Annotated in this window: 9 protein-coding genes; 5 read left to right on the plus strand and 4 right to left on the minus strand. The window is 56.9% G+C overall.

The genetic code is table 11. The annotated features are described in order from the left end of the window. Positions 1 to 165: 165 nt before the first annotated feature. A complete protein-coding gene (locus AB6729_RS03910) occupies positions 166 to 1,398 on the minus strand; it encodes an FtsX-like permease family protein (protein ID WP_371080250.1) in 1,233 nt (410 codons plus the stop codon). A 252-nt stretch (positions 1,399 to 1,650) separates the two neighbouring features. After that, positions 1,651 to 2,616: an alpha/beta hydrolase gene (locus tag AB6729_RS03915; protein ID WP_371080251.1), complete on the minus strand. Its 966-nt coding sequence runs from the start codon at positions 2,614 to 2,616 to the stop codon at positions 1,651 to 1,653. Between the two features lie 85 nt (positions 2,617 to 2,701). Here AB6729_RS03915 and AB6729_RS03920 point away from each other — a divergent pair, with 85 nt between their 5' ends. From AB6729_RS03920 to AB6729_RS03940, 5 genes are all read left to right on the plus strand, one after another. Beyond that, positions 2,702 to 4,945 carry a RecQ family ATP-dependent DNA helicase gene (locus AB6729_RS03920; RefSeq protein WP_371080252.1) on the plus strand — a complete coding sequence of 748 codons (2,244 nt, stop codon included), beginning with the start codon at positions 2,702 to 2,704 and terminating at the stop codon, positions 4,943 to 4,945. A 227-nt stretch (positions 4,946 to 5,172) separates the two neighbouring features. Then, entirely contained in the window at positions 5,173 to 6,129 is a 957-nt protein-coding gene (pdxS, locus tag AB6729_RS03925; protein ID WP_371080253.1) for a pyridoxal 5'-phosphate synthase lyase subunit PdxS, read from the plus strand. Between the two features lie 444 nt (positions 6,130 to 6,573). Continuing rightward, on the plus strand, positions 6,574 to 7,755 hold the full coding sequence (locus AB6729_RS03930; protein WP_371080254.1) for a TIGR03435 family protein: 1,182 nt from the start codon (positions 6,574 to 6,576) through the stop codon (positions 7,753 to 7,755). Positions 7,756 to 7,886: 131 nt separating this feature from the next. After that, positions 7,887 to 9,110 (plus strand): diguanylate cyclase, encoded by a 1,224-nt coding sequence (locus tag AB6729_RS03935; protein WP_371080256.1) that lies wholly within the window; start codon positions 7,887 to 7,889, stop codon positions 9,108 to 9,110. Beyond that, positions 9,110 to 9,172 (plus strand): hypothetical protein, encoded by a 63-nt coding sequence (locus AB6729_RS03940; protein ID WP_371081188.1) that lies wholly within the window; start codon positions 9,110 to 9,112, stop codon positions 9,170 to 9,172. The genes AB6729_RS03935 and AB6729_RS03940 overlap by 1 nt, the downstream gene beginning before the upstream one ends. 26 nt (positions 9,173 to 9,198) lie before the next feature. Here the strand turns inward: AB6729_RS03940 and AB6729_RS03945 are convergent, their stop codons facing one another. Further along, complete coding sequence (locus AB6729_RS03945; RefSeq protein ID WP_371080257.1) at positions 9,199 to 10,320, minus strand: acetate/propionate family kinase; 1,122 nt, start codon at positions 10,318 to 10,320, stop codon at positions 9,199 to 9,201. A gap of 4 nt (positions 10,321 to 10,324) precedes the next feature. Then, positions 10,325 to 12,709 carry a phosphoketolase gene (locus tag AB6729_RS03950; protein ID WP_371080258.1) on the minus strand — a complete coding sequence of 795 codons (2,385 nt, stop codon included), beginning with the start codon at positions 12,707 to 12,709 and terminating at the stop codon, positions 10,325 to 10,327. Positions 12,710 to 12,852 lie beyond the last annotated feature (143 nt).

Genomic DNA, 12,852 nt, shown 5'->3' on the forward strand with positions numbered 1-12,852 from the left:
GCTGAAACTAGGCCACAGTCCAATAAGCAGCCACAGCAACAAACGGCCAAAGCAGGGACAAATGAGGGCCAAAGGCCTGACGAGATATTAGCCTAGGCCGAAGGCCTAGGTAGGCTTCACCATTGCAAGAAATGCGCTGAAGGCGCGCTCTATACTCGCCGCGCGCTACTCATACCGCAGCGCCTCAGCAGGCAGAATCTTCGCCGCCGACCCACTCGGATACAGCGTAGCCAGCAACGAAACTGCCAGCGAAACCGTCGCCACCAGAACCCCATCCATCACTCGCGGCGCAAACGGCAGATAGTCAATCGAGTACACCTCCGCCGAAAGCTGAATGAAGTGGTAATGTCCACCGACCCACGACAGCGAATAGCCAAGTACCAACCCAATCACCGTTCCAGTCAGTGAAATCAACAATCCCTGTGCGAGGAAGATACGCCGCACCTGCTCCGGCCTCACACCAAAGCTCATCAGCACGGCAATGTCGCGCGTCTTCTCCATCACCAACATGGTGAGAGCAATAAGAATATTCAACGCTGCCACGCACACAATCAGCGCAATCACAATGAACGTGACGATGCGTTCCAGCGAAAGCGCACGGAACAGCTCACGGTTCTGGTCAATCCAGTTCGTCGCCTGGAAGCCCTGCCCTGCAGCCGCTTCCAGATCTTTTCCAATCTCGCGAGCGCGGTACATATCGTCCACCTTGAACGAAATGACGGAGATCAGATCCGGCTCACTAAACAACCGCTGCGCATCCACGAGTCGCGTGAACGCATAGCTGGAGTCGTACTGGTAAAAGCCGGAATGAAAGATGCCGACTAGCTGAAACCGCTGATACTTCGGCACAATTCCCAGCGGCGTCAACTCACCCTGCGGACTCGTCACCAGTACGGTATCGCCCACACCCGCGCCAATCGTCTCCGCTAAATCCGAACCGAAAACAATCGGGGGCAACACCATCGGACCAGTGCTCTCCAGCGCCGATGCACTTCCGGTCTTCACAGACTGCAGCAGATCGCTGACGGTCTTTTCTTCCGCCGGAACCACGCCTTTGATCAATCCACCACCCGACCGGGGCCCGCGCGAAATCAGCACTTGTCCATACAATCCCGGAGCCGCCGCTGTTACATGCGGTGCTTGCCGCAGCCGCTCCAGCAACGGACGCCAATCGCGGATACCGTCTCCCGCCACGCGCATCAGGTCCACATGCGCCGTCGACCCCAGCAGCCGCGACTGCAAATCCCGCCGCATCCCATTCGTGATGGCCAGCGCAATAATCAGCGACGCTACACCCGCAGCCACACCGGCCACAGAAATCGCCGTAATCACACCAATGACCGCCTGCCGCCGCTTGGCACGCAGGTAACGGGCGGCAATAAAAAGCTCAAAGCGCATTCGTCTAAGACTATCCAATTGTTCTTGGAAGCGACGGGCTTTTACCTATCACTTTTTAACGAACCAGTTAGGATTAAAGGCCGTCATTCTGAGCGAAGCGAAGAATCCCGATGGACTTCATCCTGCCCGAACCGTCCATCGCTTCCAGCCAACGAAGCCAACCAGACTTGGCAAGCGAAGCTCCGGCAGGTAGGGGCAGGGGCCTTCAGGCCCCTGAAATCCAATCGCCAACAGCCGGGGCTTTAGCCCCGGCTACTGCGCCCAGCCATTCTCTTTCAACCACTTCAACAACAAATCCGGCCAGACACTCAACTCCGGATTCGTCGGAGCCAACCCCGCACCATGAGCCCCGTGACGAAAAATGTGCATCTCAACCGGTACTTTCGCCTTTACCAGTGCCGAATAGAAAAGAAGTGAGTTAGCAATCGGTACCGTCTTGTCATCGGTTGTGCTGAACAGGAAAGTCGGAGGCGTCTGCGCCGTCACCTGCAGTTCGCTCGACATCAGCGTCACCGTCGCAGGATCAGGATTGTCTCCCAGCAGATATTTCTTCGATCCCGCATGCATCACCGCCGGATCCCACGAAATTACCGGATACGCCAGCATCAGGAAGTCAGGTCTGCTCGACACGCGCTCCATCGAATCGGTCGCCGAAGGATTGCCCGCATCAAAATGTGTTCCCGCCGACGATGTCAGATGCCCACCCGCCGAAAAGCCCCACATTCCAATGTGAGACGTATCCACGCCCCACTCCGCTGCATGTGAACGCGCAAACCGGATCGCTCGTTGCGCATCGCCAAGCTCGATCGGATGGTGATACTTCGGCCCGAGCCGATAGCGCAGCAGCACAGCGGCTACGCCGTGGTCGTTCAGCCACTGGCAAATGTCATACCCCTCATGCTTCATTGCCAGATGAACATACCCACCCCCCGGGGCCACTACCACCAGCGAGTGCGTGGGATTCTCCTTCGGCAGGAACACGCTCACTGCTGGGATGTCGATAACGTCGTTCCCCTGCTGTCCCGGTGCACCATTCGGCCAGAGCGGCGTCCACGTATGCCCCTCAGGCAACGGCAGCAACGTCTTTCCCGGATCAGGCGGAAAGGACGCGGTAAAGCCCGAGGGAACTGCATTCTGAGCAGGAGCAGCAACCGGCGCAGCCGTCTGCGCCACACCCGCAACCGAAATAAGGGCAAGCATCACAGCAACAATTCGCATCAAGGTTCCTTTGCGCACCAGCCTAACCCAGCCCACCGCATTCTGAAAACAGGGAGAAGATTGTGCGAAAATAGCACCACTCCTGATGCAGCCGTCCACCCCATCTCCGGACCTCGAATCGCTCCTCCACAGCGTCTTCGGATTCCGTGAATTCCGAGCCAGCCAACAGGCCGTCTGCGAAGCGACCACCAAAGGTCGCGACGTCCTTCTGGTTATGCCGACGGGCGCAGGCAAAAGCCTCTGCTATCAACTCCCCGCTATCGCACGCGGCGGCACGGCACTCGTCATCTCGCCGCTGATCGCGCTCATGGACGACCAGGCGCACAAGCTGACTTCGCTTGGATTGCAAGTGGGTCGCATCCACTCCGGCCTCGACCGCGAAGCCAGCCGTCAGGTCTGCCGCGACTACCTCGACGGCAAACTCCAGTTCCTTTTCATTGCGCCCGAGCGCTTCCGCGTTCCCGGCTTCGGTGCGATGCTTGCCAAGCGCAAGCCCTCACTCATCGCCATTGACGAAGCCCACTGCATCTCGCAATGGGGCCATGACTTCCGTCCTGATTACCGCAACCTCGCCGCCCATCTCGACGCCCTGCGCCCCGCGCCCATCATCGCGTTAACCGCGACCGCAACGCCGCAGGTGCAGAAGGACATCGTCACCGAACTCGCGCTGAACAACGCCGCGGAATTTATCCAGGGCTTCCGCCGCACCAACCTCGCCGTAGAAGTTGTGGAAGTCTCCAAGCCACGCCGCACCGAGATGGCGCGCAAACTCCTCAGCGAATCGACAAGCCGCCCCGCAATCATCTACGCACCATCGCGCAAAGACGCGGAGACCATCGCCGGCGAACTCAACCGTGATTTCCCCACGGCCACCTATCACGCTGGCCTGGAACCCGGCACGCGCGAGAAGGTGCAGCGCGGCTTCCTCGATGGAAAACTCGAAGTCGTCGTGGCCACCATCGCCTTCGGCATGGGTATCGACAAAGCCGATGTGCGCACCGTGCTTCACATGGCCATGCCCTCCACCGTCGAGAGCTTCTATCAGGAGATCGGCCGCGCCGGACGCGACGGCAATCCAGCGCGTTCCGTCCTGATGTACAGCTTCGCCGACCGCCGCATGCACGACTTCTTCCTGGAGCGTGATTACCCTCCCACGGACACACTCTCGCGCATTGCCACTGCCCTGCAAACCGAGCCTATCCACGCCGACGACCTCCGCATCAAGCTCCGTCTCGACCTTGATGTCTTCGGCCCTGCATTGGACAAACTGCTCGCACAGGGTGCCGCGCAGATCGACATGGGCGGCAACGTCACCCGCGCAGAAAATCCTTCACCTGCATGGATGGCTCGTTACAACACGCAGGTCAGCTTCCGCCGCGGCCAGATCGACGCCATGATGCGTTTCGCCTCCGCTGCTGAATGCCGCATGTCCGCACTCATCCGCCACTTCGGCGATATGTCAGACAATCGCGTCTGCGGCCTCTGCGACTTCTGTTCGCCCGAACGCGCTTCCTCGCAAACCTTCCGCGATCCCTCAATCTCTGAGTTGCGCGAGATGCATCGGATCCTCCGCGAACTCGCCGCTTCACCCCACGGAAAATCCACCGGCAAGCTGCACACTGAGCTCTACTCGCGCGACGAACTCAATCGCAAGGAACTCGACGTCCTGCTCGACGCCCTGGGCCGCGCCGGCTACCTCACGCTGGAAGCCGCAACCTTCGTCAATCCCGAGGGCAAAGAGATCAGCTATCGCCGCGCCCTCATCACGCACGAAGGCCGCGAAGCCAACGACGGCGAACCCATCACCGGCATCCAGATGCGCGACGTCACGGAGACTGCCGCCCTGCCGTCCAAGCGTTCCCGCAGCCAATCCAAAAGCGCAGCCTCTGGCAGTCGCTCCAAATCGCAAAAGAGCGAGCAGGAAAACACCCCGCTCACCGCTGACCAGAAGATCGCCGACGCAGCCCTCCGCGCCTGGCGCGCCGATGAAGCAAAGAAGATGAAGAAGCCGGCATTCGTCATCTTCAGCGACCGCACCCTCCGCCAGATCGTCCTCGATACACCGCGCTCCGTCGAAGACCTGGAAGACGTCTCCGGCATCGGCGCAGCCAAGGCCGCCCGCTGGGGCGACGCCATCATCGCCGTTCTCCACGGCGAACTCCCGTTGCACACAACGGAGCGAACGGCGCAACCAAACGCGCAGTCACACTCCTCAGCGGACGAATCCGCTCAAGCGTCCTCTTCTGCACCGGTGGAAAAGAAAACTGATAGCACACGCAACTTCACGCCTACGCCCATGCGTCCATCCACGCTCTCCTACATGCGATAAAGTGGGTGCCCGAGGTTCGCGAAGCTAACCTGGGGATTTGCGCTTTGCGCAAATCCTACGCGAAGCCGAAGGGGTCGCTTCCCTCTCGCACCACGTCAATTCCACCGGGAAGCTGAAAACACGCAACCGCGATTTCATGGGCACGAAACAAACTGCGTATCGCTGTTAAAATGGATATATCTCCATCTCTTCATCGAAAACGTTCACCCTTACAAGGAGCATTTACCATGGCTGACCTGCCCTGTTCCAACGGTAACCACGCGTCAACCGGCCTTCGGCTCAAGACTGGCCTCGCCGAGATGCTCAAGGGCGGCGTCATCATGGACGTCATGAACGTTGAGCAGGCTCGCATCGCCGAAGAAGCGGGCGCCGTCTCCGTCATGGCGCTTGAGCGCGTCCCTGCCATGATTCGCGCCGAGGGCGGCGTGGCCCGCATGGCCAATCCCAAGCTCATCAAGGAAATCATCGCCACCGTCTCCATCCCGGTCATGGCAAAGGCGCGCATCGGCCACTTCGCCGAAGCGCAGATCCTGCAGCAGCTCGGCGTGGACTTCATCGACGAGAGCGAAGTCCTCACTCCTGCCGACGACACCTTCCACATCGACAAGCACGCCTTCACCACACCTTTCGTCTGCGGCGCTCGCAACCTGGGTGAAGCGCTTCGCCGCATCGCGGAAGGCGCAGCCATGATCCGCACCAAGGGCGAACCCGGCACCGGCGACGTTGTCCATGCCGTGCAGCACATGCGCACCATGGTCCGCGAGATCAAGCAGATTGCCGTCATGGGAGACGACGAGCTGTACAACGCCGCCAAGACCCACGGCGCGCCCTACGAACTTGTCCGTCTGGTCAAGGAACTCGGCAAGCTGCCCGTCCCCAACTTCTCCGCCGGTGGCATTGCCACCCCGGCAGACGCGGCTCTCATGATGCAGCTCGGTGCGGAAACAGTCTTTGTCGGCAGCGGCATCTTCATGAAAGAGCGCGCTACCCCTCTGGACGTGGAGAACAATGCCAAGGAGCGCGAGGAGGCCGTCAGCCGCGCCACCGCCATCGTGCAGGCAGCCCGTCACTTCGACGATCCCAAGATTCTTGCGGAAGTCAGCGAACAGGTTCTGGGCAGCATGAAAGGCCTTGCCGCCCTCGCCATCGAAGAGAAGGAACTGATGCAGACCCGCGGCTGGTAGCCCCATTACCTACCAAAAAGTGGAGAACGGAAGCCGCGAGACATCGCGGCTTCTGCTTTTTCGCTTCAAATGGGGTCCATCAAGTGTTCTAAACCCCTCCCAGAACGCCAAACAGCGCCATTTCTACTAAAAACTGTAGATGAAGTAGAAATATGCAACTTCTCATAGATTTCTGAGTCATAATCAATGTGTGGGCAAGAAGCCCTAAAGTTCGCGGACGGTAGAGCCAACATCCCGCCGCTACAAGTTGCGTCACTGGCCTCCCCCCTATCGGCAATCTATCGTCGGTAGGGGCTTTTTTTTGCTTGCCGTGAAATTTCCCTCCCTATAGCGTTCCTCATTTCCCATAACTGGACATGGCTCACACGATTTCGCATTCATTGCACTGGGAACACCGTAGTATGGTTCTGATTTCCTCCAACAACTGCTTTCTGTGAGGTCTGCATGCGCTTTTCCCTATCCGTACCGTTTCGTTCGGTAGTTCTCGCCTGCAGCTCGTTGCTGCCCGTAGCCTCGGTGACGCTGCCGGTTGCCGCGGCGCAGACAGCGTCACAGGTAAAGCTCGATGGCACATGGCAGGGTGCGGTGCGACAGCCCAACGGCACGGACAATCGATGGGTCGTAAAGATCGAAAAAGCGGCCAACGGCTGGAAAGGAACCATGTGGTTCATCGATCAAAAGTCACCGGCGATTCCGATCGAAAAAGTCGCGTTCAGCGACGGAACACTGAGCCTCAACATCGAACGTGTCTTCATTACCTACGAGGGCAAGATATCGCCAGATGGAAACACCATTGCTGGCACGCGCACGCAGGGCGACAACAAGGTGCCACTGATCTTCGTGCGGGCTACGCCGGAAACAGCGTGGACCATCCCTGAACCTCCACCGCCCCAGCCCAGGATGGATCCCAATGCCACCCCATCCTTCGAAGTCGCTACCATCAAGCCCCAGGCGCCCGGCGACAAGGGTTTTGCATTCCTGCTGAACCACGGGAACTTCATCGGCAAGGGACTCACCCTTGAAAAGATGATGACCATCTCGTTGAACCTGAACTCCGCACAGATTGTGGGTCTGCCGGACTGGGCCACGCAGGACAAATACGACATCGATGCTAAGCCAGACACGCCCGGCCAGCCTTCCCTGAAGCAGTTCATGGGCGAGGTCGCAAAACTCATGACGGAACGCTACGGCCTGAAGTACCACGTCGAAAAACGCATCATGACGGCCTATTCGCTGACACTGGCCAAGGGCGGTATCAAGATGAAGCCCGCACCCACGGGCTCCGGCGACATCCCAGGCTTCGGCCTTCCTCCCGGACGATTGATCATCAACAATGCAACCATGAAGGAGTTCTGCGGCCTTCTACAGTCCGATATCCTCGATCATCCAGTCGTGGACCAAACGGAGCTTGGCGCCACGCGCTACGGCGGGATGCTGAAATACCAGATGGATGACAATCAACTGATCAAGATGGGACTGAAGGCTCAGCCACAGGCCGACAACGGTGATGCGCCGCCACCGCTGATCACAGCACTCTCCGAAGAGTTCGGCCTAAAGCTGGAATCGGGCAAGATGCCGGTGGATGTGATCGTGGTGGATAGCGTTTCAAAGCCAACGCCAAACTAGAACGTCGATCTCCACTGGGCTTTCTTTCCTGACCAGACTCTTTCGCATGTTCTTCTGCTTCACCAGGGTCTATGTGTAAGAGTGCGAATAGCAACGTTGGCGCACCCAATGGGAAATGTAAGGAGTAGCGGATGACACCAGGCAGCACTTCCGATTCCGCGGATGAACTGGCTCGCTTGCGGGAGATTGTTTCCCTCAACTCAGACTGGATCTGGGAGGTCAACCCGGAAGGGCGTTATGTCTACTCTTCTCCGGTAGGAACCGAAATTCTCGGATATTCGACGGAAGAGATTCTCGGTAGAACTCCTTTGGATTTTATGTTGCCGGAGGAAGTGGCAAACGTTGGAGCTGTCTTTGCCGCAAAAACAAGGCATCGCGAACGGTTTTCCGGCCTGATCAATCGCAATCGGCGCAAGGATGGCACCGTCATTGTTCTGGAAACCAGCGGTATCCCCATCTACAACAAGAACGCCGAGTTTGCAGGCTACCGAGGCATTGATCGTGACGTCACCGCATTATGGTCACGACAGTACCAGTTGGAAGCAGTCTACGATTCCGCACCGGTTGCGCTGTATGTCGTGGATCGCGAGCTTCGTTTTGCAAATGCGAACGATGCGATGGCACTGTTATGCGGCATTCCACCAAAAGAATTGATTGGTCGAAAGGTTAGCGATTTTCTATCTCCATCGCACAGCGGCAAGGAAGGAAATGATTTCGCTGTCCTGGAGGCAGGCGGCAATGTGCCGAACCGTGATATCGCGTGGGATGGGATGCAGTACGAAATGATCGTGAAGCCGTTACGTGACATCTCCAGCACTATTACCGGGCTGACGGTTGCCCTCGTCGATATTACCGAACGAGTTCATGCAAAGCGTGCATTACAGGAAGCAAAACACCGCCTGGAAATCTATGCGGGGCAAGACTATCTGACCGGCCTGGCTAACAGACGAAGCTTCGATGAACTGCTGATTCGCTCGGTCCGCGGTGCCCTTCGCGAGAGGCAGATGATTGCCGTGATTATGGCGGACATCGATTTCTTCAAAAAATATAACGACCGCTATGGACATCAAGCCGGTGATGTTTGTCTGCGGGAGATTGCACACGTATTACGCCACACCGTGAAGCGGCCGGAAGACGTGGTGGGGCGCTATGGCGGCGAGGAGTTCATCGCTGTCCTGCCAAACACTGGATTGGACGGCGCGAAGCTGGTTGCTGAGCAGATGCGTATTGCTGTTGAGGAGATGAACAAACCACATGAAGATCATCCCCTGCAACATGTCACGATGAGCTTCGGCGTTGCATCCATTGATCCTGCTCTTCCATCCCCGCGGGCGCCACTCCATGGGAGACGTTAGTGAAGCAGGCCGATCAAGCTCTCTACGAAGCCAAATCCAGTGGCCGTAATTGCGTTCGTTAGAAACAAATCGCTTCCGCTGAAAACACCTATTGAAGAATCGTGCGGCAATGACGCGCCATCTGTAGCTCTTCCTGGGCGGGCACAATGGCAATGCGATCCGGCGTTAGTCCCAGAAAGGACAGGCCATCACAAATGGTATTGCGCACATCGTCGCTGTGTTCGCCGATGCCTCCAGTAAAGATCAACAGGTCAATGCCTCTCATCAGCGCGGCATAGGCTCCAATGGTTTTGCGAACACTTGTACAGAATGCGTCGATGGCAAGTGCAGCGCCAGTATCCCCTGCAGCGCGTCGCTGTAGTAGAGCACGCATATCACTTTCGCCATTGCTGTATCCCGCGAGTCCGCTACGCCGGTTCACCAGTGACTCCAGTGCGTCAGCGTCCAGTGCTTCCTTGCGCATCAGGTAAAGAAGAACGCCCGGATCCAGATCGCCCGTGCGTGTTCCCATCACAACACCGCCGGTTGGCGTGAGGCCCATGCTGGTATCAATCGACTGGCCGCGAAAGACCGCAGTCACGCTGCTGCCATTTCCAAGATGCGCCATCACCGTGCGTTCCGGCAGACCGCTGCCAAGATGATGCACGATGGATTCGTACGAAAGGCCATGAAAGCCATAACGCATTACACCCTCTTCAAAGTAATGCGAGGGCAAGGGCAAATGTGCTGCCACCGGCGGCATCGTGCGGTGGAACGCCGTGTCAAAACACGCGATATGAATTGCGCTGGAAAATATCTCCTGCGACTGTCGTACAAGCTGCAACGCGGATGGGATGTGCAGCGGCGCCAAATGAATGGCTGCGTCCAGTGTCTGCAAAAGCTGCGGTGTGATGCGTTGATGCTCTCGCAGGTGCGGCCCACCGTGAACAATACGATGGCCAACGGCAATGGTGTCTTCGTGCAGATAGTCCTGCAAAGAAGCTGCTATCGCCTGTAACGCTTCCGGTTGTGATTCGTGAATAGCCTCACGCTGCAGCAATGTTGTTCCATCGGCAGACTGAATGTGCAGAGTGCCATCGCTGCGACCAATTCCCTGAGCACTACCGGACAACAGCAGTTCCTCATCGCTTCCTGAATTGGAGAAAACTCCAAACTTCAGCGATGAAGAGCCGCTATTCAGCGTGAGGATAGCGTTGTGCGATGCATTCATCGCATTAACCCGGCCATGTCCAATTACGAATCTCTTCGCGGTCGATGCCTTCCGCGTAGGCATAGTTCTTGTGTTCAATAATCTCGTTCTTGAGCCAGTCTTTCAGGTGCGCCGCGGTATCGCGGAAACGCGGCACTCGATCAATCACGTCAATCGCAAGGTTGAAACGATCGATCTGATTGATGATGGCCAGTTCCAGCGGTGTATTGATATTTCCCTTTTCCTTGTAGCCGCGGACATGGATGTTCTCGTGATTCGTTCGACGATATGCAAGTTTATGAATCAGCGACGCGTAGCTGTGAAACGCGAAGATCACTGGCTTGCTGTGCGTAAACAGTGAGTCGAAGTCACGGTCCGTCAAGCCATGTGGATGTTCCGTATGAGGCGTAAGCCGAAACAGATCGACCACATTTACAAAGCGCAACTTCAGGTCTGGCAGTTTTTCTTTCAGGATTGCCGCGGCAGCAAGTGCCTCCATAGTGGGCACATCTCCGGCACATGCCAGCACCACGTCGGGCTCCTGTCCATTGTCAGTGCTGGCCCAATCCCAGATACCAATGCCTTTGGTGCAATGCTTCACCGCATCATCCATGGTGAGGTACGTGAGATGCGGCTGTTTATCTGCGACGATAACGTTGAAATAGTCCACTGACTTCAGGCAATGATTCGCCACGCTCAAGAGGCAGTTCGCGTCCGGTGGCAGGTAGATGCGGACTACATCCGCGCTCTTGTTAGTCACAATGTCCAGAAACCCCGGGTCCTGGTGTGTGAAACCATTGTGATCCTGACGCCATACCAGCGATGTAATCAGCAGATTGATCGAAGGGATAGGTGCTCGCCAGCTTAATTCCTTCTTGGACTTCTCCAACCACTTCGCGTGCTGGTTAAACATGGAGTCGATGACGTGGACGAATGCTTCATAGGTCGAGAAGAAGCCATGTCTTCCGGTCAGCACATATCCCTCAAACCAGCCTTCCAGCGTATGTTCGCTGAGCATCTCCATGACACGCCCATCGAGAGCAATCTCCGTACCATCAGCGTCTTCCGGTTTGTACTCCGCCACCCATGTTTTCTCAGAAGCGGCGTAGATGCCATCGAGCTTGTTCGAAGCCGTTTCATCCGGGCCAAAGACACGAAACGTCTTCATGTTCTGCTTCATCACATCGCGCAGAAACTTTGCCAATGTGGCTGTGGGTGAGATGTACTCTGCCGCTGGCTTTTTCACCTCCACGGCATAGTTGCAGAAGTTGGGAAGATTCAAAGGCTGGCGTATCAAGCCGCCATTCGCATGCCGATTTGCGCTGATGCGGCGATCACCTTCAGGTGTGGTGGCACGCAGATCTGCACGCAGGCGTCCTGTTTCATCAAACAACGCTTCTGGCTTGTAACTGCGGAGCCAGTCTTCCACTTGCGTCAGGCTCTTCGGATTGGTCACAGGGTCAAGAATAGGGACCTGATGAGCACGCCAGAAGTCCTCCACCTTGTGGCCGTTGACTTCCTTCGGGCCCGTCCATCCTTTTGGCGAACGCAGCACGATCATGGGCCAGCGAGGACGTTCAAATGTTCCAGCGGCACGAGCTGCATCTTGAATCGCACGAATCTCCAGAACGCTCTTCTCCAGCGTGGCGGCCATCTCCTGATGCATCGTCTCCGGATCGGAACCTTCAACAAAATAGGGCTTGTATCCCAATCCCAGGAACAGCCACTCCAACTCCTCATGCGGAATGCGTGCAAGGATGGTGGGATTTGCAATCTTGTATCCGTTGAGATGAAGAATCGGCAGCACAGCGCCATCACGAATCGGATTCAGAAATTTGTTTGAATGCCATGACGTTGCTAACGGTCCCGTTTCTGCTTCACCATCACCGACAACACACGTAACGATCAATTCAGGATTATCAAACGCCGCGCCATAAGCGTGCGACAGGCTGTATCCCAGTTCTCCTCCTTCATGGATGGACCCCGGCGTCTCAGGCGTGCAATGGCTACCGATGCCCCCGGGGAAAGAGAACTTCTGGAAGAACAATTTCATTCCAGCATCGTCCAGAGTGCGATCGGGATAAATCTCGGAGTAGTGCCCTTCCAGATAGCTATTGGCCAGGGTCGAGGGCGCGCCATGCCCAGGTCCAGAGACGAACATCACATCCAGGTCATACTTGCGAATCAACCGGTTCAGGTGGACCCAGACGAAGGACTGTCCGGGGGCTGAGCCCCAGTGGCCCAGCAGCCGATTCTTAATATGTGCCGGCTTAAGCGGTTCGCGCAGCAAGGGATTGTCACGCAGATAAATCATGCCTGCGGAAAGATAGTTGCAGGCCAGCCAATAGGCATGGATCTTCTTAAGTTCATCCTGTTCAAGGGGAGTGCTGCTGGGGGTGGTACCGGACATTCGAAACTCCTTTACAGAAAAGGGACCGTTTACGAAGGGCGAAAATGCTTTACCGCCAGAACCATACACGGACCTGCCGATCCGTTGCTAACAGCATACGTTCCCCTGTGCGATTGCGCAGTGAACGATATGCGATTGGCAAG

Source organism: Terriglobus sp. RCC_193, assembly GCF_041355105.1.
Taxonomy (GTDB): Bacteria; Acidobacteriota; Terriglobia; order Terriglobales; family Acidobacteriaceae; genus Terriglobus.